At 71.3% G+C, this 22,346-nt stretch carries 18 protein-coding genes and 1 pseudogene; 12 read left to right on the top strand and 7 right to left on the bottom strand.

The genetic code is table 11. The features are described 5' to 3' along the window. Nucleotides 1-11: 11 nt before the first annotated feature. Nucleotides 12-1,022, bottom strand: a complete 1,011-nt coding sequence (locus QFZ82_RS20195; RefSeq protein ID WP_307714501.1) for a phosphotransferase — start codon at nt 1,020-1,022, stop codon at nt 12-14. 192 nt (nt 1,023-1,214) lie between these two features. Then, nucleotides 1,215-1,439 (bottom strand): annotated as a pseudogene (locus QFZ82_RS20190) (response regulator); the annotation flags it as partial. A 344-nt stretch (nt 1,440-1,783) separates the two neighbouring features. Here QFZ82_RS20190 and pdhA point away from each other — a divergent pair. From pdhA to QFZ82_RS20165, 5 genes are all read left to right on the top strand, one after another. Beyond that, nucleotides 1,784-2,932, top strand: coding sequence for a pyruvate dehydrogenase (acetyl-transferring) E1 component subunit alpha (pdhA, locus tag QFZ82_RS20185; protein WP_307714500.1), 1,149 nt, complete (start codon nt 1,784-1,786; stop codon nt 2,930-2,932). 2 nt (nt 2,933-2,934) lie between these two features. Then, nucleotides 2,935-3,915 (top strand): alpha-ketoacid dehydrogenase subunit beta, encoded by a 981-nt coding sequence (locus QFZ82_RS20180; protein WP_307714499.1) that lies wholly within the window; start codon nt 2,935-2,937, stop codon nt 3,913-3,915. Between the two features lie 14 nt (nt 3,916-3,929). Then, a complete protein-coding gene (locus QFZ82_RS20175) occupies nt 3,930-5,336 on the top strand; it encodes a dihydrolipoamide acetyltransferase family protein (RefSeq protein WP_307714498.1) in 1,407 nt (468 codons plus the stop codon). A gap of 110 nt (nt 5,337-5,446) precedes the next feature. Continuing rightward, nucleotides 5,447-6,109 carry a GntR family transcriptional regulator gene (locus QFZ82_RS20170; RefSeq protein ID WP_307714497.1) on the top strand — a complete coding sequence of 221 codons (663 nt, stop codon included), beginning with the start codon at nt 5,447-5,449 and terminating at the stop codon, nt 6,107-6,109. Beyond that, a complete protein-coding gene (locus QFZ82_RS20165) occupies nt 6,106-7,413 on the top strand; it encodes a nitrate/nitrite transporter (RefSeq protein ID WP_307714496.1) in 1,308 nt (435 codons plus the stop codon). Before QFZ82_RS20170 ends, QFZ82_RS20165 begins: the two co-directional genes overlap by 4 nt. A gap of 58 nt (nt 7,414-7,471) precedes the next feature. Here QFZ82_RS20165 and QFZ82_RS20160 read toward each other — a convergent pair whose 3' ends face one another. Next, complete coding sequence (locus tag QFZ82_RS20160) at nt 7,472-8,296, bottom strand: maleylpyruvate isomerase family mycothiol-dependent enzyme (protein ID WP_307714495.1); 825 nt, start codon at nt 8,294-8,296, stop codon at nt 7,472-7,474. Between the two features lie 169 nt (nt 8,297-8,465). Between QFZ82_RS20160 and QFZ82_RS20155 the strand changes: the two genes are divergently transcribed. Continuing rightward, nucleotides 8,466-9,272: a carbon-nitrogen family hydrolase gene (locus QFZ82_RS20155; RefSeq protein WP_307714494.1), complete on the top strand. Its 807-nt coding sequence runs from the start codon at nt 8,466-8,468 to the stop codon at nt 9,270-9,272. Between the two features lies 1 nt (nt 9,273). Here the strand turns inward: QFZ82_RS20155 and QFZ82_RS20150 are convergent, their stop codons facing one another. Further along, a complete protein-coding gene (locus tag QFZ82_RS20150) occupies nt 9,274-9,768 on the bottom strand; it encodes an LURP-one-related/scramblase family protein (protein WP_307714493.1) in 495 nt (164 codons plus the stop codon). A 53-nt stretch (nt 9,769-9,821) separates the two neighbouring features. Between QFZ82_RS20150 and QFZ82_RS20145 the strand changes: the two genes are divergently transcribed. After that, nucleotides 9,822-10,130: an antibiotic biosynthesis monooxygenase family protein gene (locus QFZ82_RS20145; protein ID WP_307714492.1), complete on the top strand. Its 309-nt coding sequence runs from the start codon at nt 9,822-9,824 to the stop codon at nt 10,128-10,130. Between the two features lie 81 nt (nt 10,131-10,211). After that, nucleotides 10,212-12,020: an NHL domain-containing thioredoxin family protein gene (locus QFZ82_RS20140; protein WP_307714491.1), complete on the top strand. Its 1,809-nt coding sequence runs from the start codon at nt 10,212-10,214 to the stop codon at nt 12,018-12,020. Between the two features lie 86 nt (nt 12,021-12,106). Here QFZ82_RS20140 and QFZ82_RS20135 read toward each other — a convergent pair whose 3' ends face one another. Continuing rightward, complete coding sequence (locus QFZ82_RS20135; RefSeq protein WP_307714490.1) at nt 12,107-13,402, bottom strand: M18 family aminopeptidase; 1,296 nt, start codon at nt 13,400-13,402, stop codon at nt 12,107-12,109. A gap of 153 nt (nt 13,403-13,555) precedes the next feature. Beyond that, complete coding sequence (locus QFZ82_RS20130) at nt 13,556-15,382, bottom strand: acyl-CoA dehydrogenase (RefSeq protein ID WP_307714489.1); 1,827 nt, start codon at nt 15,380-15,382, stop codon at nt 13,556-13,558. Nucleotides 15,383-15,513: 131 nt separating this feature from the next. On the opposite strand from QFZ82_RS20130, the gene QFZ82_RS20125 reads away from it, so the two are divergent. The 3 genes from QFZ82_RS20125 (at nt 15,514) to QFZ82_RS20115 (ending at nt 18,253) form a co-directional block, all read left to right on the top strand. Next, nucleotides 15,514-15,966: an SseB family protein gene (locus QFZ82_RS20125; protein ID WP_177149390.1), complete on the top strand. Its 453-nt coding sequence runs from the start codon at nt 15,514-15,516 to the stop codon at nt 15,964-15,966. A gap of 120 nt (nt 15,967-16,086) precedes the next feature. Further along, nucleotides 16,087-17,070 (top strand): pirin family protein, encoded by a 984-nt coding sequence (locus QFZ82_RS20120; RefSeq protein ID WP_307714488.1) that lies wholly within the window; start codon nt 16,087-16,089, stop codon nt 17,068-17,070. Nucleotides 17,071-17,161: 91 nt separating this feature from the next. Next, nucleotides 17,162-18,253 (top strand): AI-2E family transporter, encoded by a 1,092-nt coding sequence (locus tag QFZ82_RS20115; protein WP_307714487.1) that lies wholly within the window; start codon nt 17,162-17,164, stop codon nt 18,251-18,253. Here QFZ82_RS20115 and QFZ82_RS20110 read toward each other — a convergent pair. Next, entirely contained in the window at nt 18,196-20,307 is a 2,112-nt protein-coding gene (locus tag QFZ82_RS20110) for a SpoIIE family protein phosphatase (RefSeq protein WP_307714486.1), read from the bottom strand. The two genes, QFZ82_RS20115 and QFZ82_RS20110, sit on opposite strands and share 58 nt — an antisense overlap. A 192-nt stretch (nt 20,308-20,499) precedes the next feature. Between QFZ82_RS20110 and aspS the strand changes: the two genes are divergently transcribed. Continuing rightward, complete coding sequence (aspS, locus tag QFZ82_RS20105; RefSeq protein ID WP_307714485.1) at nt 20,500-22,278, top strand: aspartate--tRNA ligase; 1,779 nt, start codon at nt 20,500-20,502, stop codon at nt 22,276-22,278. Nucleotides 22,279-22,346: the final 68 nt, after the last annotated feature.

Raw genomic sequence — 22,346 nt, 5'->3', positions numbered from 1 at the left:
GCACGCGGGGGTCATCCGGCGAAGGCGTCGCACACCGCCTCGTACTCCCGCGTCCACCAGACCGCCAGGGCCGACGCCGCAGGAAACTGCGGGTCGGCCCTTCGGTCGTGGAGCTGATAGCGCCAGCGCAGTATCCAGAAGTCGTTGAGCCGCTCCCACCACACCCGGTGCACCGCCGCGGCCAGTTCCGCCGGGTCCGCGTCCGCCGCGCGCCGGTAGGCCCGCGCGTACGCCCGGACCTTCGCCAGCTCCAGCTGTCCGGCGGGCTGGACGAAGAAGATCGCGGCGGCCCGTACCGCCTCCTCGGCCCGCGGCTGGACGCCGAGGCGGTCCCAGTCGACGATCGCGGCGGGCTCGGCGCCCCGGTACAGCAGGTTCAGCGGGTGGAAGTCGCCGTGGACCCAGCCGCCACCGCCGCCCGGCGGCGGCCTGCGGCCCGCGTGCTGGGCCAGCAGAGCCCGCCGCTGGAGCAGCCGGTGCTCGGCCAGGGTGTCGAACGAGTCGCGCGGGCGGCTGCCGCGGGCCAGCTCCAGCAGCTCGTCGATGAGCGCGAACGTCTCCTCGGGGTCGGCGCTCTCGTACGCGGCGCTCCGGCTCGCCGCTCCGTCCATGACCTGGGCCAGACAGGTGTGCACCAGCCCCAGCAGAGCGCCGAGCCGCCGCGACTGGGCGGTGCTGAGCTGGGCGCCGTCGCGATGCCGGCCGTCGACCCAGGGGTGCAGGGCGTAACAGCGGCCGCCGATCACGGCCACCGTGCCCCCGTCGGCGCCCTCCAGGGGCGGCGCGACCGGGACGCCGAGCGCCTGGAGCCTGCGGGTGGCCTTGTGCTGGCGGACGATGGCGGCCTGGTCCCCGTCGAGGTGGTGCTTGAGGAAGTACGCGCCGCGCGTGGTGGAGATGCGGTAGCCGCGATTGAGGAGGCCCTGGGTGACGGGACGGCAGGAGAGCGGTTCGCCCACGGTGTCGTAACGGCGCAGAAGGGCGTCGACGGGGGGCGCAGCGGTAGCAGATGAGCGCGGCACCCGCCAGATGTTAGATCACGCTGCGTGTCGCGCCGGTGGCTGTTCGAGAGGTTCGATCGCGTGCACGATGAGGGACGGTCGACGCGGGCAGAAGTCCCGGCCGGGGGATCCGGCGGATCGGCCCGAACGGGTGACACCCGGGCCGTGCACCGCGATGACGCATCGCTGCCGCGGACGGCCTCGAGGACCTGTGATGTTCTCGTTCTGCGAACGGACCTCGCGGCACACCTCCCCGCCGCTTCCGTCCGGCAGCCGCACGTCGAGAGCCGCTACGTCGGAAGCGGTGGCGGGGATCCTGACCAGGGCGTCTTCCGCCGTATCGGCCTCGCCCACGACCTCGGTGCCGGGTTCGGCCGAAAGTAGTTCCCGGGCGTCGCGCCGCGCGGCCGCGGGGTCACCGAGCAGGAATGCGGTGATTTCTCCCTCTTCGTGTGCCTGGGCGTCTCACATGTTGACTCTTCCCGTGCCTGGGGTGTGCGGGATAACGTGCCTTCGTTCCGGCGGTCCGCACGGCCCTGACCAGTGGCGTTCCCGCATTTCCTCGATTTACTTGGAAATCCAAGCAAAATCGCAGGTCAAATGGGGTTTCGCAGGAGCACTGCGCACTGGGTAACGTGCCTTTGACAGGACGTTCGCCGGGGCACCTGTCACGCCCGAATCCGGCCGCGTCGCACCCACCCCGTGCACCGGTCCGGACGCGGGCGAGCCGCACTGGCCACACCGGCGGACCCCGGGGGCCGGACCGACGGAGGAGCACGCACGTGACCGTGGAGAGCACTGCCGCGCGCAAACCGCGACGCAGCAGCAAGCGCGTCAGCGCCGCGAAGAAGCCACAGAGTTCCGAGCCCCAGCTCGTACAGCTGCTGACGCCCGAGGGTGAGCGCGTCCAGCACCCGGACTACGACATCGACCTGAGCGCCGAGGAACTGCGCGGGCTGTACCGCGACATGGTCCTCACGCGCCGGTTCGACGCCGAGGCCACCGCCCTGCAGCGCCAGGGCGAGCTGGGCCTGTGGGCCTCGCTGCTGGGCCAGGAGGCCGCCCAGATCGGTTCGGGACGCGCCCTGCGCGACGACGACTACGTCTTCCCGACCTACCGCGAGCACGGCGTCGCCTGGTGCCGCGGGGTCGACCCGACGAATCTGCTGGGCATGTTCCGCGGTGTGAACCACGGCGGCTGGGACCCGAACAGCAACAACTTCCACCTGTACACGATTGTCATCGGCTCGCAGACGCTGCACGCCACCGGCTACGCGATGGGCGTGGCCAAGGACGGCGCCGACTCGGCCGTGATCGCGTACTTCGGCGACGGCGCGTCCAGCCAGGGCGACGTGGCCGAGTCCTTCACCTTCTCCGCGGTCTACAACGCCCCGGTCGTTTTCTTCTGCCAGAACAACCAGTGGGCGATCTCCGAGCCGACCGAGCGCCAGACCCGCGTCCCGCTCTACCAGCGTGCGCAGGGCTACGGCTTCCCCGGCGTCCGCGTCGACGGCAACGACGTCCTCGCCTGCCTCGCGGTCACCCGCTCCGCGCTGGAGCGCGCACGCCGAGGCGAGGGCCCGACCCTGGTCGAGGCGTTCACCTACCGCATGGGCGCTCACACCACCTCCGACGACCCGACCCGGTACCGGCACGACGAGGACCGCGCCGCCTGGGAGGCCAAGGACCCGATCCAGCGCCTGCGGACGTACCTCGAGAACGAGGGCCACGCCGACGCGGCCTTCTTCGCCGCTCTGGACGAGGAGAGCGACGCGCTCGCCAAGCGGGTGCGCGAGGCGGTACGGGCCATGCCCGACCCCGACGACATGGCGATGTTCGACCACGTGTACGCGGACGGGCACACGCTCGTCGACGAGGAGCGCGCGCAGTTCGCCGCCTACCAGGCGTCGTTCGTCGAGGAGGGCAAGTAGTCATGGCGGTACAGAAACTCCCGCTCGCGAAGGCGCTCAACGAGTCGCTGCGCAAGGCCCTGGAGACCGACCCCAAGGTCCTGATCATGGGCGAGGACGTCGGCAAGCTCGGCGGCGTCTTCCGTATCACCGACGGGCTGCAGAAGGACTTCGGCGAGGACCGGGTCATCGACACCCCGCTCGCCGAGTCCGGCATCGTCGGCACCGCGATCGGCCTGGCCCTGCGCGGCTACCGCCCGGTCGTGGAGATCCAGTTCGACGGCTTCGTCTTCCCGGCGTACGACCAGATCGTCACGCAGCTCGCGAAGATGCACGCCCGCGCACTCGGCAAGATCAAGCTGCCCGTCGTCGTCCGTATCCCCTACGGCGGCGGCATCGGCGCGGTCGAGCACCACTCCGAGTCCCCCGAGGCGCTCTTCGCGCACGTCGCGGGCCTCAAGGTGGTCTCCCCGTCCAACGCCTCCGACGCCTACTGGATGCTCCAGCAGGCCGTCCAGAGCGACGACCCGGTGATCTTCTTCGAGCCGAAGCGGCGCTACTGGGACAAGGGCGAGGTCGACACCGAGGCGATCCCCGACCCGCTGCACACGGCGCGTGTCGCCCGGGCCGGCACCGACATCACCCTCGCCGCCTACGGCCCGATGGTGAAGGTCTGTGTCGAGGCCGCGGCCGCGGCGGCCGAGGAGGGCAAGTCGGTCGAGGTCCTCGACCTGCGCTCCATGTCCCCGATCGACTTCGACACGATCCAGACGTCCGTCGAGAAGACCGGCCGGCTGGTCGTGGTCCACGAGGCCCCTGTCTTCTACGGCTCCGGCGCGGAGATCGCCGCCCGTATCACCGAGCGGTGCTTCTTCCACCTGGAGGCCCCGGTGCTGAGGGTCGGCGGCTTCCACGCCCCGTACCCGCCGGCCCGCCTGGAGGAGGAGTACCTTCCGGGACTGGACCGGGTGCTGGACGCCGTCGACCGCTCGCTCGCGTACTGAGGAGTGCCGTGACCATGACCGCAGACACCTCCCTGCGCTTCCGCGAGTTCAAGATGCCCGACGTGGGCGAGGGACTCACCGAGGCCGAAATCCTCAAGTGGTACGTCCAGCCCGGCGACAGCGTCACCGACGGCCAGGTCGTGTGCGAGGTCGAGACGGCGAAGGCGGCCGTCGAGCTGCCGATCCCGTACGACGGCGTCGTGCACGAGCTGCGTTTCGAGGAGGGCACGACCGTCGACGTCGGCACGTCGATCATCACGATCGACGTGGCTCCCGGGTCGGGACCGGCCGAGGAGCCGCCCCCGGCGGCCACCGAGCCGTCGCTCGCCGCCGCCGAGCCGCAGCCCGCGTCCGAGCCGGAGCCGGAGGCCAAGCCGCAGGGCCGCCAGCCGGTCCTCGTGGGCTACGGCGTCGCCGAGTCGTCGACCAAGCGCCGTCCGCGCAAGGCGCCGGCCGGAGCCGTCCCCGAGCAGGCCGCCGCGGCCGCGATCCAGGCCGAGATGAACGGGGCCGCCCCGGCCCGCCCGCGTCCGCTCGCCAAGCCGCCGGTGCGCAAGCTCGCCAAGGACCTGGGCATCGACCTGGAGGCGGTCACGCCCACCGGCCCCGACGGGATCATCACCCGCGAGGACGTGCACGCCGCCGCGGCACCCGCGCCGGCCGCCGCCCCCGAGCCGGTGGCGGCCGAGGCGCCGGCTCCCGTGTCCGTTCCCGCCGGCGCTCGTGAGACCCGTGTCCCGATCAAGGGCGTACGGAAGGCGACCGCTGCCGCGATGGTCGGCAGCGCCTTCACCGCGCCGCACGTCACCGAGTTCGTCACGCTCGACGTGACGCGCACGATGAAGCTGGTCGAGGAGCTGAAGGCCGACAAGGACATGGCGGGGCTGCGGGTCAACCCGCTGCTGCTGATCGCCAAGGCCCTGCTCGTCGCCATCAAGAGGAACCCGGGCATCAACGCCGCCTGGGACGAGGCCAACCAGGAGATCGTCCAGAAGCACTACGTCAACCTGGGCATCGCCGCGGCCACCCCGCGCGGTCTGATCGTGCCGAACATCAAGGACGCGCACGACAAGACCCTGCCGGAACTGGCCGAGGCGCTGGGCGAGCTCGTGGCCACCGCGCGCGACGGCAAGACCACCCCGGCGGCCATGCAGGGCGGCACCGTGACCATCACCAACGTCGGCGTCTTCGGCGTCGACACCGGCACGCCGATCCTGAACCCCGGCGAGTCCGCGATCCTCGCGGTCGGCGCGATCAAGCTCCAGCCGTGGGTCCACAAGGGGAAGGTGAAGCCTCGCCAGGTCACCACGCTCGCGCTCTCCTTCGACCACCGGCTGGTCGACGGCGAACTGGGCTCCAAGGTCCTCGCCGACGTCGCGGCGATCCTGGAGAACCCGAAGCGGCTCATCACCTGGGCCTGACAGGCCTGTTCCACGTGAAACATCCCCGGTGAACCCGCCGGGCACGGAAGCCCCGTCCGTATCGCGGACGGGGCTTTCTGGTTGAAGTCTGTTGTATCTATGCTGTGTGCATGCCTGCCGCCTCCGCGCCCCCCGTCAGACAGCCTCCGGCCGCCGACCGCGTCTACACCCACATCAAGCAGGCCGTCCTCGACCGGCAGTACGAGGGCGGGACGCTCCTCACGGAGGGCGAGCTGGCCGAGGCCGTCGGCGTCTCCCGCACCCCCGTGCGCGAGGCACTCCTCAAGCTCGAGGTCGAAGGGCTCATCAAGCTCTACCCGAAGAAGGGCGCGCTGGTCCTCGCCGTCTCCGCGCAGGAGATCGCGGACGTCGTCGAAACCCGGCTGCTCGTGGAGGAGTTCGCCGTGCGCAAGGCCGTGCCCGCGCCCGCCGCGCTCATCGCCCGCCTCCAGGACATCCTCGACGAGCAGCAGCGGCACGCCGCCGCAGGGGACCTCGCCGCCTTCGCCGTCAGCGACCGCTGCTTCCACGCCGAGATCGTCCGCCACGCGGGCAACGAGATCCTCTCCAAGCTCTACGACCAGCTGCGCGACCGCCAGTTGCGCATGGGCGTCGCGATCATGCAGGCGCTCCCCGACCGGGTCACCAGGAACCACACCGAGCACGCCGAGATCCTCGAGAGGATCCGGGCCGGTGACGTGGAGGGCGCCGCCGCGTGCGTGCGCGCCCATCTCGGCCGCGTCAAGGTGCTGGTGCGGGGTGAGGAGCGGTGAGCGCGTCCTCCTGCGAGGCGTCCCTCCCCAGTGATCCTCCCGGCGGCCGACGGGCCGCCGCCGTCTGGGGCATCGGCGTCGCGGTGTACTTCGTCGCCGTCATCTTCCGTACGTCCCTGGGCGTCGCCGGACTCGACGCCGCCGACCGCTTCGACGTCAACGCCTCGGCCCTGTCGGCCTTCTCCATCCTGCAGCTGCTCGTCTACGCGGGCATGCAGATACCGGTCGGCCTGATGGTCGACCGGCTCGGCACCAAGAAGGTCCTCACCATCGGCGTGGTGCTGTTCACCGTCGGCCAGCTCGGGTTCGCCCTCTCGCCCTCGTACGGCATGGCGCTCGCGTCCCGCGTGCTGCTCGGCTGCGGCGACGCCATGACGTTCATCAGCGTGCTGCGCCTCGGCACCCGCTGGTTCCCCGCCCGGCGCGGTCCCCTCATCGCGCAGATCGCCGCGCTTTTCGGCATGGCGGGCAACCTGGTCTCCACCCTCGTCATCGCCCGCATGCTGCACAGCGTGGGCTGGACCGCCACCTTCGCCGGCAGCGCCGCGGCCGGCCTCGTCGTACTCGTCCTGATGCTGCTCTTCCTCAAGGACCACCCCGAGGGCCACGAGCCGCCGCCCGTCCGGCACGCGGGCGCCGCGTTCGTACGGCGCCAGATCGCCGCGTCCTGGCGCGAGCCGGGCACCCGGCTCGGCATGTGGGTGCACTTCACCACCCAGTTCCCCGCCATGGTGTTCCTGCTGCTGTGGGGGATGCCGTTCCTCGTGGAGGCGCAGGGGCTGACGCGGGAGAGCGCCGGCGCTCTGCTGACTCTTGTCGTGGCGTCCAATATGGTCGTCGGCCTCGTCTACGGGCAGATCATCGCGCGCCACCATGCGGCACGCACCCCGCTGGCGCTCGGCACCATAGGCGCCAGCGCCCTGCTCTGGGTGGCCACCCTCGTGTACCCCGGGGACACCGCTCCCCTGTGGCTGCTCATCACGCTGTGCACCGTGCTCGGCGCCTGCGGCCCCGCCTCGATGATCGGCTTCGACTTCGCGCGACCCGCCAATCCGCCCGAACGCCAGGGGACGGCGTCCGGCATCGTCAACATGGGCGGTTTCGTCGCCTCGATGACCACGCTGCTCGCGGTGGGCGTGCTGCTGGACGCGACCGGCGACGACTACCGGATCGCGTTCTCGTCCGTCTTCGTGCTCCAGGCCCTGGGGGTCGCCCAGATCCTGCGGCTGCGGGCGCGCACGGTGCGGCGCGAGCGCGAGCGCCTGGTGGCGAGCCGGGTGGAGGCCGTGCACGTGCCGGTCTGACGGCCGCCCGCCACGGGCGACGGCAGGGGGCGGGTGCGCCCGCCCCCTGGCGCCTTCGTCAGGGCGTGACCGCGATGACGCGCAGGATCGCCTCGGCCGCCTCCGCGTCGCCGTCGACCTTGACCCGGTCCGCGACGGCCGCGGGCCGCACCCGGCCGCATGCCAGCCGGTAGAAGGTCTCCCAGTCCGTCGTGAACGTCACCAGCGGGCCCAGCGACGGCGAACCGTCCACCGAGCCGCGCCCGTCGGCGTCCACCCGCACGGTCCGCAGGAACTCCACCGGGCCGCTCACGTCGAAGACCACGGCCGAATTCGGCGGCGTGCCCGCGTCCTTGGCCACCACCTTGGGCAGGGCCTCGAGCAGGCAGTCCCGCGTCACGTACGCACCCGGCGAGTCCAGGTTGCCCGGCTTGCCGAGCGCCACGCGCAGATCCTGCTCGTGCACCCACGTGTCGAACGCGCGCATGCGGTAGGCGAGTTCGAGGGTCTGCTCGGCCCCCAGCGGGGCCCGGACCGGAGTGTCGGGGGATCGGTTCTCGTTGCGCAGCTGACGGGCCCGGCGGATCATCGTGTACTCGAGCTCGGCCGTCATCTCCGGGGAGGTGTGGTGCCGGCGCACATCGACCTGCATCTCCATGTAGCGCGCGAAATCGCTCCGCACGTGGTAGAGATCGCGCGGCAGCGAGTGGATCGGGCGCGGGTCGCCGAGCATCTCGCACTCCATGCCGATGACGTGCGACACGATGTCCCGCACCGACCAGGCCGGGCACGGCGTGGCGCGGTTCCACTCCCCCTCGGGGAGCGGCTGCACCAGCTCGGCTATCGACTCGACTGCGTGGGTCCAGGCATCGGCGTAGTTCTGGAGGCTGGGATGGACGGTCACGGGACCCCTCGGCGGTCGTACGCGGGCAAACTGGACTGGCGGCGGTCTGTGGGGGTCCGGGGGTGGCCCCCGGATGAGCACAGTACGCTGCCCGAAGGCACCCCGGCAGTGCTTTCGTGTGACGATCGTAGGCCCGAGTTGACAGCTCGAATGCCAGGACGGTGGTAGTGTGCGCGCCTCGCTCGTGCAGATCGCAGTAGACCCGGACGAATCGGTCGATTCCCGCAGGCGCCGCGTCGCCGCGCTGGTACGCGAGCAACGGGACGCCGACCTGGTGATCCTTCCCGAGCTCTGGCCCGTCGGCGCCTTCGCCTACCGGCAGTTCGAGGCGGAGGCCGAGACGCCGGCCGGGCCGACGTACGCGGCGATGGCCGGTGCCGCGCGCGACGCGGGCGTCTGGCTGCACGCCGGCTCGATCGTCGAGAGGGCCGGCGACGGCACGCTCTACAACACCGCGCTCGTCATCGCGCCCGACGGCCGGCTGGCCGCCGCCTACCGCAAGATCCACCGTTTCGGCTTCGACAAGGGCGAGGCCGTGATGATGGGCGCCGGCGAGGAACTGGTGACCGTGTCCGTGCCCGGTGCGCTCACCCTCGGCCTCGCCACCTGCTACGACCTGCGCTTCCCCGAGCTGTTCCGCGGCCTCGTCGACGCCGGCGCCCAGGCGCTCGTCGTCCCGGCCGGCTGGCCGGCCCGCCGCCGCGAGCACTGGACCCTGCTGGCCCGCGCCCGCGCCGTCGAGAACCAGGCGTACGTGCTCGCCTGCGGGACCGCGGGCACGCACGCCGACGTCGAACAGGCCGGGCACAGCATCGTCGTCGACCCCTGGGGCGAGGTCCTCGCCGAGGCCGGCCCGGACGAGGAGGTGCTGACCGTGGACCTCGACCCGTCGAAGGTGGAGAAGACCCGGGAGCTCTTCCCGGCGCTCAAGGACCGCCGCCTGGGCCTGCCGGTCCCGCCGGGCCGGTCCGGGTAGCTCACCCCTCCTCCCGCTCCTTCTCCGCCATCCGGATCACGCACACCGCGACGGCGATCAGCAGCGCGGCGTCCGCGTCCTCCCGCACGACGTCCACGCCGTACGTGTCCCGCGGCGTCAGCCACCGCCGCGAGATGTGCGCCAGCAGTTCGCCCTCGTACTCGACGGCGAACTCGCGGTCCAGGATCCGCCCGCTGACGTCCAGCCCGGTGCCGTCGGCGAGCGTGACCCGGTAGTGGTTGCGCAGCAGCGACAGCCGCTTCCTGCGGATCGTCGCGAGCGCGGCCCCGTCCCGCTCGATCGTCATGGCATCCCGCAGGCCGAGCAGCTTCTGCCGCAGCGTGACGAGCACGTACCCGCTCGGGTCCTTGAGCTCCAGGGTGTCCCGCAGCCGCAGCGCCTTTCCGTCCACGAGGAAGGCGTGCCGTCCGTGCTCGTCGTCGATCCAGTAGTCGTCGCCGATCGCGAAGATCTTGTCCCGCACCAGGTAGGTCATGGGCGCACGGATTCCCGAATGAACTGACCGGTATGCCGGATTAGCCTGGTGGTATGAGAGAGGAACTCAAGCACTGGTCCTCGGGGAACTGGCACGTCACAGAAGGGAAGGCCGACGATTTCATCGACGCCTGGACGGAATTCCTGGCGTGGACCAAGGGCGCCAACGAAGGCTTCGTGAAGGCCCGCCTCATCCGCGACCTGTCCGACCCGAACCACTTCGTGTCCTTCGCGGCGTGGCGGAGCCCTGAGGCGACGTCCGAATGGCAGGGCAAGCCCGAGTTCGCGGACCTCTTCGGGAAGTGCCGGGCACTGTGCGACGACATGACGAGCGGGATCTACGAGTCCACGGTGACGCTCTGACGGCCCCACCGGGTCACCAGCCGGGATCCGGGGCCGCACGGCCGTGATCCGGCGTTCGTACCCGGATGGCAAGCTTGAACCATGAACGATGCCGCCCCGGCGCCCACCCCCGCGCCCCGCCGTGCCCGTGTCCGTGCTCCCGAGCTGATCGGCAAGGGCGGCTGGCTGAACACAGGTGACAGGCAGTACACCCTCGCGGACCTGCGAGGGCGCATTGTGATCCTCGATTTCTGGACCTTCTGCTGCATCAACTGCCTCCACGTCCTCGACGAGCTCCGCGAGCTCGAGGAGAAGCACCGCGACACCGTGGTGATCATCGGCGTGCACTCGCCGAAGTTCGTCCACGAGGCCGAGCACCAGGCCGTCGTCGACGCCGTCGAGCGGTACCAGGTCCACCACCCCGTCCTGGACGACCCCGAGCTCGCGACGTGGAAGCAGTACGCCGTACGGGCCTGGCCCACGCTCGTCGTCATCGACCCGGAGGGGTACGTCGTCGCCCAGCACGCGGGCGAGGGGCATGCGCACGCCATCGAGAAGCTCGTGGAGGAGCTGGAGGCCGAGCACGCGGCCAAGGGGACGCTGCGGCGTGGTGACGGGCCCTACGTGGCGCCCGAGCCCGTGGCCACCGATCTGCGTTTCCCCGGCAAGGCGCTGCTGCTGCCGTCGGGCAACTTCCTCGTGTCCGACTCGACCCGGCACCAGCTCGTGGAACTGGAGCCGGACGGCGAGAGCGTCGTGCGGCGGATCGGGGACGGCCAGTTCAACGAGCCGCAGGGGCTCGCGCTGCTTCCCGACGGCCGCGTCGCCGTCGCGGACACGGTGAACCACGCCATCCGCGCCTACGACCCCGAGACCGGTGCGATCGAGCTCCTCGCCGGGACCGGGAAGCAGTGGTGGCAGGGGTCGCCGACCTCGGGGCCCGCGCTGGAGGTCTCGCTGTCGTCGCCGTGGGACGTGGCCTGGTGGGACGGCAGGCTGTGGATCGCGATGGCCGGCGTGCACCAGCTGTGGACGTACGATCCCGAGGCGGGCACTGTGCAGGTCGCCGCGGGCACGACCAACGAGGGCCTGGTGGACGGCCCGGCGGCCGAGGCGTGGTTCGCGCAGCCGTCCGGGCTCGCCGCGACCGAGGACCGGCTGTGGATCGCCGACTCGGAGACCTCGGCGGTCCGCTTCATCGACCGGGACATGCACGTCCGCACGGCCGTCGGCACCGGTCTGTTCGACTTCGGGCACCGCGACGGGGACGCCGGACAGGCGCTGCTCCAGCACCCGCTGGGCGTCACCGCGCTGCCCGACGGCTCGGTGGCGATCAGCGACACGTACAACCACGCGCTGCGCCGCTACGATCCGGCGACGAACGAGGTCACCACGCTGGCCACCGACCTGCGGGAGCCCAGCGGGGCCGTGCTCGTGGGCGACGACATCGTGGTCGTGGAGTCGGCCCGGCACCGGCTGACCCGGCTGCGGCTGCCGGAGGAGGCCGTGCGCGTGGAGGGCGTCGCCCACCGCACCCAGCGCGCCGCGACCGACGTCGCGCCGGGCGCGCTCCGGCTGGACGTCGTCTTCCAGGCCCCGGCCGGACAGAAGCTCGACACCCGCTACGGGCCTTCGACCCGCCTGCTGGTCTCCTCCACCCCGCCCGAGCTGCTGCGCGCGGGCGAGGGCGCGGGAACGGATTTGAGCAGGGAGCTGGAGCTGAACCCGGAGATCACCGAGGGCGTCCTGCACGTCTCGGCCATGGCCGCGTCCTGCGACGACGATCCGGCGAACGAATACCCGGCCTGCCATGTGCACCAGCAGGACTGGGGTGTTCCGGTGCGCCTCACCGCCGGCGGCGCCGACCGGCTGCCGCTCGTCCTGGCGGGGATGGACCCGGCGGCCGGGTAGACCGGGACAGGTCCCGAGGCGGTCATAGAGCCCTGGCCGCCTCGGCGGGGCCCCTGCCGGCCGGCCGGGCACGCCGCGTCTGCGGCTCAGCCCTCCAGGAACGCCACCAGCGCGTTCGCCAGCAGGTACGGGTCGTCCGCGCCGCACAGTTCGCGGGCGCTGTGCATCGACAGGATCGCGACGCCGATGTCCACGGTCGCGATGCCGTGCCGGGCCGCGGTGATGGGACCGATCGTGGTGCCGCACGGCATCGCGTTGTTCGACACGAACGTCTGCCACGGCACGCCGGCCTTCTCGCAGGCCGCGGCGAACACGGCCCGGCCGCTGCCGTCGGTGGCGTAGCGCTGGTTGACGTTGACCTTGAGGATGGGGCCGCCGTTGGCGCGGGGGTGGTGCGTGGGGTCGTGGCGCTCGCCGTAGTTGGGGTGGACGGCGTGGCCGGTGTCGGAGGACAGACAGATGGTCCCGGCGAAGGCGCGGGCCCGGTCCTCCAGGGTGCCGCCGCGCGAGAACACCGAGCGCTCCAGCACCGAACCGAGCAGCGGTCCCTCGGCGCCGGTGTCGGACTGGGAGCCGTTCTCCTCGTGGTCGAAGGCGGCGAGGACGGGGATGTACGGCAGCTCGCCGGAGGCGGCGACCGCGGTCAGGGCGGCCGTGCCCGCGTGGACGGACAGGAGGTTGTCCATACGGGGGCCGGCCAGGAGCTCGCGGTCGCGGCCGAGGTAGGCGGGCGGTTCGATGGCATGGACCATCAGGTCCCAGCCGGTGACCTCGCCCTCGCCGACGCCCGACTCCTCCTCCAGGAACCGGATCAGGTCGCCCTCCTCGACGTCGCCGAGGCCCCACACGGGCTGCATGTGGCGCTGGCGGTCCAGCTTGAGGCCGTCGGTGTTGACCGAGCGGTCCAGGTGGACGGCGAGCTGGGGGACGCGGAGCAGCGGGCGGTCGATGTTGACGAGCCGGTGCGAGCCGTCGCGCAGGGTCAGCCGGCCGGCCAGGCCCAGGTCGCGGTCGAGCCAGGTGTTGAGGAGCGTCCCGCCGTAGATCTCGACGGCGACCTGCCGCCAGCCGTGGGAGCCTGTGTCCGGCAGGGGCTTGACCCGCAGGTTGGGGGAGTCGGTGTGGGCGCCGACGATGCGGAAGGGGGTGTGGGCCGAGGCGCCTTCCGGTACGTACCAGGCGATCAGCGCGCCGCCGCGCAGTACGTACCGGCCGCCTGCGGAGCCGTCCCAGGAATCGGTCTCCAGCAGGTGGCGGAAGCCGGCCTTCTCCAGCCGCTCGGCGGCCTCGGCCACGGCGTGGTACGGCGAGGGTGCTGCCGTCAGGAAGGACATGAGGTCGTCGGTGTGACCGCGGTCGAAGCGGGGGGATGGGCTGCTCATGGGTTCACCTTAACGAGGGGTGTACGTGCGCCGGTTGCCGATGCGCGGCACCCCAGGTGGGCGGCCCTACGGGCTCCGCCGCGACGGTCTACGCGGCAGGGCCGCCGCCCGACGAGGTCGTGGCGGCGGCCCTGTGCGACGGTGCGGACGAGGTCAGAAGGCGGCCTCGTCGAGGTCCATCAGCGAGCCGTCGACGGTCTCGGCGAGCGCGCGCTCGACGGAGACACCCGGCAGGACGTTGGCGGCGAAGAACTTCGCGGCCGCGATCTTGCCCTGGTAGAACGGCACGTCCTTGGCGGACGCGGTCGGCAGCTTCTCGGCGGCCACGGCGGCGCCGCGCAGCAGCAGGTAGGCGACGACGACGTCACCGGAGGCCATCAGCAGGCGGGTGGTGTTGAGCCCGACCTTGTAGATGTTCTTGACGTCCTCGCCGGTGGCGATCAGGTCGTTCGTCATGGTGCCGACGATCGCCTCCAGGTCGACGGCCGCCTTGGCGAGCGCGTCGCGGGCCGGGGCGAGCTCCTCGCCGCCGGGGCCGACCGCGAGGAACTTCTTGATCTCCTCGGACAGCGCGTTCAGCGCCTGGCCCTGGTCGCGGACGATCTTCCGGAAGAAGTAGTCCTGGCCCTGGATGGCGGTGGTGCCCTCGTAGAGCGTGTCGATCTTGGCGTCGCGGATGTACTGCTCGACCGGGTACTCCTGGAGGTAGCCGGAGCCGCCGAAGGTCTGCAGCGACTGGGCCAGCTGCTCGTAGGACTTCTCGGAGCCGTAGCCCTTGACGATGGGCAGCAGCAGGTCGTTCAGCGCGACGAGGTTCTTGGCGTCCTCGCCGGCGGCCTCCTTGACGGCTATGTCGTCCTGGAGCGCGGCGGTGTAGAGCACCAGGGCGCGCATGCCCTCCGCGTAGGACTTCTGCGTCATGAGGGAGCGGCGCACGTCGGGGTGGTGCGTGATGGTGACCTTGGGCGCGGTCTTGTCCGCGAAGTTCTTCAGGTCGGGGCCCTGGACGCGCTCCTTGGCGTACTCCAGCGCGTTCAGGTAGCCGGTGGAGAGGGTGGCGATGGCCTTCGTGCCGACCATCATCCGGGCGAACTCGATGATCATGAACATCTGGCGGATGCCGTCGTGCTTGTCGCCGATCAGCCAGCCCTTGGCGGGGTGCTGGTCGCCGAACGTCATCTCGCAGGTGTTGGAGGCCTTCAGGCCCATCTTGTGCTCGACGTTCGTCGCGTACACGCCGTTGCGCTCGCCCAGCTCGCCGGTCTCCCAGTCGAAGTGGTACTTCGGGACGAGGAAGAGGGACAGGCCCTTGGTGCCCGGACCGGCACCCTCGGGGCGGGCGAGGACGTAGTGGAGGATGTTCTCCTCCATGTCGTGCTCACCGGAGGTGATGAAGCGCTTCACGCCCTCGATGTGCCAGGAGCCGTCCTCCTGCTGGATCGCCTTGGTGCGCCCGGCGCCGACGTCCGAGCCGGCGTCCGGCTCGGTGAGGACCATGGTCGAGCCCCAGCGCTTGTCGACCGCGATCTGGGCGACCTTCTTCTGCGCCTCGTTGCCCTCCGCGAAGAGGACGCCGGCGAAGGCGGGGCCCGAGGAGTACATCCAGACGGCCGGGTTGGAGCCGAGCAGCAGCTCCGCGTAGGACCAGATCAGGGAGCGGGGCGAGGTGGTGCCGCCGATCTCCTCCGGCAGGCCCAGGCGCCAGTACTCCGAGTCCATGAAGGCCTCGTAGCTCTTCTTGAAGGAGGCCGGGACCGGGGCGGTGTTGGTGGCCGGGTCGAACACGGGCGGGTTGCGGTCGGCGTCCGCGAACGACTCGGCCAGCTCGTTCTCCGCGAGGCGGGCGATCTCCTCGAGGATCGACTTGGCGGTGTCGACGTCCATCTCCGCGAACGGGCCGGTGCCGTACAGCTTGTCGCGCCCGAGGACCTCGAAGAGGTTGAACTCGATGTCGCGGAGATTCGACTTGTAGTGCCCCATGGCGACGGCTCCGTAAGGATCGGAAGATGGACTTGTCGTCCACGTACCAGTAAGTAGCTTCGATGATGCTACCCGTCGGTAATAAGATGCAACCCCTATCGGGGCAACTGTGACTCGTTACTCTTGCGCTCATGTACGGCTACGACCAGACCCCGGGCGCACAGCAGCAGCAGTACGTGCCGCAGCAGCCCTCCTACGGAGAGCAGCCGCTGTACCCCGAGCCGTCGCCGCCGTCCCTGGCCGACGCGGTGCGGGCCTTCACGACGGGATCGATGTCGGCCGAGGACTTCCAGCAGATCTTCGCGACGTCGAAGGTCTACTGCCCGCGCGGCGACAACCCGGGCTTCCTGGCGCTGCACAACACCCAGCAGCCGGTCATCCCCATGTTCACGTCCCTCAAGGAGCTCCGCCGCTACGCGGGCAAGGACTCCAAGTACTTCGTCATCACCGGCGCCGAGGTGATCGACCTGCTGCCGACGGGGTACGGCTTCGTGCTCGACATGGAGGGTGACCACCGGATGGTCTTCGACGCGAAGGCCGTGGAGCAGATGGTCGACTTCGCCATGCGCCGGATGTACGGATAGCGGCCGGCGGGCAGGCTGTGGGACCGGGACGCCCGGGAGGAATTCCTCCCGGGCGTTCGTCGTTCCCTATGGCAAGAAGTTCAGGATTCAACTAAGCTGGTCGCACAAGGAGGTCCCGCCATGCCTGCAGTGACTGTCGAGAACCCGCTCACCCTGCCGCGCGTCGCCGCGCCCGCCGACGCCGTGTCCCGGCCGGTGCTCGCCGTGACCACGGCGCCCAGCGGCTTCGAAGGGGAGGGCTTCCCGGTGCGACGCGCGTTCGCCGGGATCAACTACCGCCACCTCGACCCGTTCATCATGATGGACCAGATGGGCGAGGTGGACTACGCGCCGGGCGAGCCGAAGGGGACCCCCTGGCACCCGCACCGCGGCTTCGAGACCGTCACGTACCTGATCGACGGGACCTTCGTCCATCAGGACAGCAACGGCGGCGGCGGCACCATCCAGAACGGCGACACCCAGTGGATGACCGCCGGCTCCGGCCTGCTGCACATCGAGGCGCCGCCTGAGCAGCTCGTCATGTCCGGCGGCCTGTTCCACGGGCTCCAGCTGTGGGTGAACCTGCCCGCCAAGGACAAGATGATGGACCCCCGCTACCAGGACATCCGCGGCGGCCAGGTCCGGCTGCTGACCTCGGCCGACGGCGGTGCGCTGCTGCGGGTCATCGCCGGTGAGCTGGACGGTCACGAGGGTCCGGGCATCACCCACACCCCGATCACGATGATCCACGCGACGCTGCGCCCGGGGGCGCAGATCCGGCTGCCGTGGCGCGAGGACTTCAACGGCCTGGCGTACGTCCTCGCCGGACGCGGCGCGGTCGGCGAAGAACGGCGGCCGATCCACATGGGCCAGACCGCGGTGTTCGGCGCCGGCGGCGTCGTCACCGTCTGGGCGGACGACACCCAGAACGGCTCGCACACCGGCGACCTGGAGATCGTGCTGCTGGGCGGCGCGCCGATCCGCGAACCGATGGCGCACTACGGGCCGTTCGTGATGAACACCCGCGAGGAGCTCCAGCAGGCCTTCGAGGACTTCCAGAAGGGCCGGCTCGGTACGATCCCCGCCGTCCACGGCATGCAGGAGTCCGGGCCGACCGTCACCTGACGACGGCCCGCCGCCAGGGGGCTGACGCCGTGTCACCCCCCTGGCCCGCTCCGACGGGACGCGGAACGGGGGGCGTGATCGGCTGGGTACCGTGCAGACCCCTCACGTCCGGCCCGTCCTCCCCGACCCCGTGCGCCGACTCGCGGCCTGGTGCGTGGTCGTGCTGCTGCTGACGGGGGTCGCGGCGGTCGGCGTCTGGCTGGTCGTCACGTTCAAGACGGCCGTCACGCCGGTCCTGCTGGCGCTGCTCGGCACCGCACTGCTCGGACCGCTGTACCGGCGGCTCCTGCGCATGAAGGTGCGGCGCTCGCCGGCCGCCGGACTGACGTGCGCGGCCGTGCTCGCGGTCGTCGGCGGCGCGGCCTACATCGTGGTCAACGCGCTGCTGGAGACCGGCGACCAGATCATCTCCTCGCTCCGGCGGGCCGCCCGGGACCTCGCCGAGCACTTCGGCGCGGCGGGCACCTCGCTCGACGACGTGGCGGCCAACGCCAAGGAGCTGCTGAGCAAGTTCGGCGGGACGGCCGCCTCCGGCGTGATCTCGGGACTGAGCGTGGTCGGCGAGATGATCGCCGTCGCCGTGCTGGCGCTGCTGCTCGTCTTCTTCTTCCTGCGCGACTCCGACCGCGCCGTCCTCACCCTGCGCTCCCTCGTCCCGCGCTCCACCGGCGACACCGCGGAGGCGATGGCCCGCCGCGCCTTCGAGGCGGTCGAGGGCTTCATGCGCGGAACCACCTTCATCGCGCTGATCGACTCCTTGTGCATCACCCTCGGGCTGCTGATCCTGCGCGTGCCCGGCGCGGTCGGGCTCGGGGCGCTGGTGTTCGTCGGCGCCTACATCCCGTACCTGGGGGCCTTCATCTCCGGCGCCGTCGCCGTGCTCGTCGCGCTCGCCGACCGCGGATTCGTGATCGCGCTCTGGGTTCTGGGCGTCGTGCTCGCCGTCCAGGTGCTCGAAGGCCACGTGCTCCAGCCGATGATCCACAGCCGTACGGTCCAGATGCACCCGGCCGTGGTGATGCTGGCGATCACGGCGGGCGCGAGCCTCGCAGGCATCCTCGGGATGCTGCTCGCCGTGCCCGTCACCGCCGCCGCCTTCGGCGTGATCGGCGAGCTGCGGGCCCGTTACGCCAACGGCGCCCCGTCCGGCCCGTCCGGGCCCTCGCCCGCGGGCGGCTCGTAGAGCTCGAACCAGATCGACTTGCCCTCGCCTCTCGGGTCCACGCCCCAGACGTCCGCCAGCACCTCCATCAGCACCAGGCCGCGCCCGGACGACGCCATCTCGCCGGGACGGCGCTTGTGGGGGAGCTCGTCGCTCGGGTCGGTGACCTCCACGCGCAGCCTGCGGCCCTTCTCCCCGTGGGCGATCTCGGCGGCCAGCAGGGCGTTGCCGTCCGTGTGGACGAGCACGTTGGTGACCATCTCGGAGACCATCAGCACCGCGGAGTCGATCTGCTCCTCGTCCGACCAGTCGTGCAGCAGCTCGCGCACCTGCTGCCTCGCCGCCGCGATCCGCTCCGGCTGCGCCTGCGCGACGCTCATCGCCGTGCGCCGGGTGGGCCGCCGGGCGGGCTCGGCCTCCCGGGTGAGCAGCAGGACCGCGATGTCGTCCTCGCGCCGGTCGGCCAGCGGGCCGGTCGTGTAATACGAGGTCGGTCCGTGGACGGCCTGGACGAGGGTGTCGGCGAGATCCTCCAGGGGCCGGCCCGCGTTCTCCTCCAGCACGGCCCGCAGCCGCGCCCAGCCGGTGTCCAGGTCGTGCCCGCCGGTCTCCAGGAGCCCGTCCGTGCAGATCATCAGCGTCACGCCGGCCTCCAGCACGAACCGGGTCGTCGGATAGTCCGTGTCCGGGTCGATGCCGAGCGGCAGTCCGCCCTCGGTGGCACGGAGCAGCACGGTGCCGTCGGAGGTGATCACGGCGGGCTCGGGATGGCCCGCGCGGGCGATCTCGACCAGGCCGGTGGACGGCTCGACCTCCAGGTAGAGGCAGGTGGCGAACCTGGGGCCCGCCTGGTCTCCGGTCTCGTGCGCGTCCGTGACGCCGTGCAGGAAGCGGGAGGCACGGGAGAGGACCGCATCGGGCCGGTGGCCCTCGGAGGCGTACGCGCGCAGGGCGATCCGCAGCTGGCCCATGAGCCCCGCGGCGCGCACGTCGTGGCCCTGCACGTCGCCGATGACCAGCGCCACCCGTCCGGACGGCAGCGGGATCATGTCGTACCAGTCGCCGCCGACCTGTAGTCCGCCGCCGGTGGGCACGTACCGGGCGGCCACGGTCATGCCCGGGATGCCGGGGCCGAGCGTCGGCATCATCGTGCGCTGGAGGCCGAGCGAGAGTTCCCGTTCGGATTCGGCGGCCCCGGCGCGGGCGAGCGCCTGGGCGAGCATGCGGGCCACGGTGGTCAGCACCGAGCGCTCGTCGGGGGTGAAGGCGACCGGGTGGCGGAAGGCGGCCATCCACGCGCCGATGGTGCGCCCGGCGACGATCAGCGGCAGGAAGGCCCACGACCGGCGGCCGAAGCGCCGGGCGAGCGGCCAGGTGACGGGATAGCGGCGGCGGTAGTCGTCCGGCGTCGGCAGGTAGATCGCGCGGCCGGTACGGACGACCTCGGAGGCCGGGTAGTCGGTGTCCAGCGGCAGGTCGCTGAAGGGCTCGTCGTCGCCCTCGCCGTGCCCGTGGTGGCCGATGATCGTCAGCCGGTCGCCGCGGACGCCGAAGACGGCGAGTCCGTCGGGCGAGAAGCCCGGCATGGACAGGGACGCGGCGACGCGCAGGACCTCGGCCGTGGAGCGGGCCTCCGCCAGCGCGCGGCCCGCGTCCAGCAGGAACGCCTCGCGGGAGCGCCGCCAGTCGCCGGTGATCGACGTCTGGGCGGCGGTGGCGCTCGGCCTGGGCTCGGTGACCTCCTGGATCGTGCCGATCAGCCGGTAGTGCGCGCCGTCGAGGACGGGCTTGCTGCGGCTGCGGACGGTGCGCAGGACCCGGCCCGCCCCGTCGACGATGCGCAGCCGCGCCTCGGCGAGGGTGCCCTCGGCGGCCGCGAGGGCGACGATCCCGTTCACCTCGTTCCAGTCGACCGGGTGGAAGCGGGAGCGCACGGCGGCCTCCGAGTACTCGCCGGGCTCCGCGGGCAGCCCCAGCAGCCGGGCGGCCTCCGCGTCGAGCGTGACCGTCCCCGACGCGTCGTCCCAGCGCCACAGGCCCGTCGCGATGGCGGCCAGAACGTCCTCCGTACGCATGGCCCTCACCCTATTCCGGCCCCGAAGGTCATGACGCGCCGGACGGTGCCCCGGGGCAGCGGCCGGGCAGCCGGGCGAGGCGGGCCGGCCGATGTGACGCTGTCGCGTCTATGTCAATGAGCCGCGGCGGGGCCGGGCGGTAACCTTGCAAAGGTTGCCCGACCCCGACACTCCAAGACTGGATGAACGACGATGCATCGGTACAGGTCCCACACCTGCGGCGAGCTCCGCGCCTCTGACGTCAACGCGGACGTCCGGCTGAGCGGCTGGCTGCACAATCGCCGAGACCTGGGCGGCATCCTCTTCATCGATCTGCGTGACCACTACGGCATCACGCAGCTCGTCGCCCGCCCGGGCACCGCGGCCTACGAGGCCCTGGACAAGGTCAACAAGGAGTCGGTCGTCCGCGTCGACGGCAAGGTCGTCTCCCGCGGCGCCGAGAACGTCAACCCCGACCTGCCCACCGGTGAGATCGAGGTCGAGGTGTCCGCGGTCGAGCTCCTGGGCGCGGCGCAGCAGCTGCCGTTCCAGATCAACACCGACGACGGCGTGGGCGAGGAGCGACGCCTGGAGTACCGCTTCCTCGACCTGCGCCGCGAGCGCATGCACCGCAACATCATGCTGCGCACGGCCGTGATCTCCGCGATCCGGCACAAGATGACGGCCCTCGGCTTCAACGAGATGGCCACCCCGATCCTGACCGCCACCTCCCCCGAGGGCGCGCGGGACTTCGTGGTGCCGTCCCGGCTGAACCCCGGCAAGTTCTACGCGCTGCCGCAGGCGCCGCAGCAGTTCAAGCAGCTGTTCATGATCTCCGGCTTCGACCGCTACTTCCAGATCGCGCCCTGCTTCCGCGACGAGGACGCCCGCGCCGACCGCTCGCCGGGCGAGTTCTACCAGCTCGACGTCGAGATGAGCTTCGTCGAGCAGGAGGACGTCTTCCAGCCGATCGAGAAGCTGATGACCGAGCTCTTCGAGGAGTTCGGCGGCGGCCGCCACGTCACCTCGCCGTTCCCGCGCATCCCGTTCCGCGAGTCGATGCTGAAGTACGGCAACGACAAGCCGGACCTGCGGGCGCAGCTGGAGCTCGTCGACATCACCGACGTCTTCGCGGGCTCGGAGTTCAAGGCGTTCGCCGGCAAGCACGTCCGCGCCCTGCCCGTGCCGGACACGGCCGCCCAGCCGCGGAAGTTCTTCGACGGCCTCGGCGAGTTCGCCGTCGAGCACGGGGCCAAGGGCCTCGCCTGGGTGCGGGTCGGCGACAACGGTGCCCTGACCGGCCCGATCGCCAAGTTCCTCACCGAGGAGGACGTCAAGGTCCTCACCGAGCGCCTGTCCCTCGCCCCGGGCCACGCGGTCTTCTTCGGCGCGGGCGAGTTCGACGAGGTCTCCAAGATCATGGGCGCGGTCCGCGTCGAGGCCGCCAAGCGCGCCGGCCACTTCGAGGAGAACGTCTTCCGGTTCTGCTGGATCGTCGACTTCCCGATGTACGAGAAGGACGAGGAGACCGGCAAGATCGACTTCTCGCACAACCCCTTCTCGATGCCGCAGGGCGGCCTGGAGGCCCTGGAGTCGCAGGACCCGCTGGACATCCTGGGCTGGCAGTACGACATCGTCTGCAACGGTGTCGAGCTGTCCTCCGGAGCCATCCGGAACCACGAGCCCGAGATCATGTTCAAGGCGTTCGAGATCGCGGGGTACTCGCGGGAGACCGTCGAGCGCGAGTTCGCCGGCATGCTGCGGGCCTTCCAGTTCGGCGCCCCGCCGCACGGCGGCATCGCCCCGGGCGTCGACCGCATCGTCATGCTGCTCGCCGACGAGCCGAACATCCGCGAGACGATCGCGTTCCCGCTCAACGGCAACGCCCAGGACCTGATGATGGGCGCCCCGACGGAGCTGGAGGAGGCCCGCCTGCGCGAGCTGAACATCGCGCTGCGCAAGCCGGTCGCCAAGTCCGGCGACGACAAGTAACCACTTCCGTTCCGCAGAGCGCCCCCGGCCACCGGCCGGGGGCGCTCTGCGTTGCAGGCATGCGAAAG

Origin of the sequence: Streptomyces sp. V4I23, from assembly GCF_030817975.1 — a bacterium.
GTDB lineage: Bacteria > Actinomycetota > Actinomycetes > Streptomycetales > Streptomycetaceae > Streptomyces.
This window is presented reverse-complemented; position numbering and strand designations above follow the sequence as displayed.

Coding starts and splice junctions, on each gene's coding strand:
- QFZ82_RS20180 (WP_307714499.1), top strand. CDS start 2,935: ATGGCGGTACAGAAACTCCCGCTCGCGAAGGCGCTCAACGAGTCGCTG.
- QFZ82_RS20175 (WP_307714498.1), top strand. CDS start 3,930: ATGACCGCAGACACCTCCCTGCGCTTCCGCGAGTTCAAGATGCCCGAC.
- QFZ82_RS20170 (WP_307714497.1), top strand. CDS start 5,447: ATGCCTGCCGCCTCCGCGCCCCCCGTCAGACAGCCTCCGGCCGCCGAC.
- QFZ82_RS20150 (WP_307714493.1), bottom strand. CDS start 9,768: ATGACCTACCTGGTGCGGGACAAGATCTTCGCGATCGGCGACGACTAC.
- QFZ82_RS20145 (WP_307714492.1), top strand. CDS start 9,822: ATGAGAGAGGAACTCAAGCACTGGTCCTCGGGGAACTGGCACGTCACA.
- QFZ82_RS20140 (WP_307714491.1), top strand. CDS start 10,212: ATGAACGATGCCGCCCCGGCGCCCACCCCCGCGCCCCGCCGTGCCCGT.
- QFZ82_RS20135 (WP_307714490.1), bottom strand. CDS start 13,402: ATGAGCAGCCCATCCCCCCGCTTCGACCGCGGTCACACCGACGACCTC.
- QFZ82_RS20130 (WP_307714489.1), bottom strand. CDS start 15,382: ATGGGGCACTACAAGTCGAATCTCCGCGACATCGAGTTCAACCTCTTC.
- QFZ82_RS20125 (WP_177149390.1), top strand. CDS start 15,514: ATGTACGGCTACGACCAGACCCCGGGCGCACAGCAGCAGCAGTACGTG.
- QFZ82_RS20120 (WP_307714488.1), top strand. CDS start 16,087: ATGCCTGCAGTGACTGTCGAGAACCCGCTCACCCTGCCGCGCGTCGCC.
- QFZ82_RS20110 (WP_307714486.1), bottom strand. CDS start 20,307: ATGCGTACGGAGGACGTTCTGGCCGCCATCGCGACGGGCCTGTGGCGC.
- aspS (WP_307714485.1), top strand. CDS start 20,500: ATGCATCGGTACAGGTCCCACACCTGCGGCGAGCTCCGCGCCTCTGAC.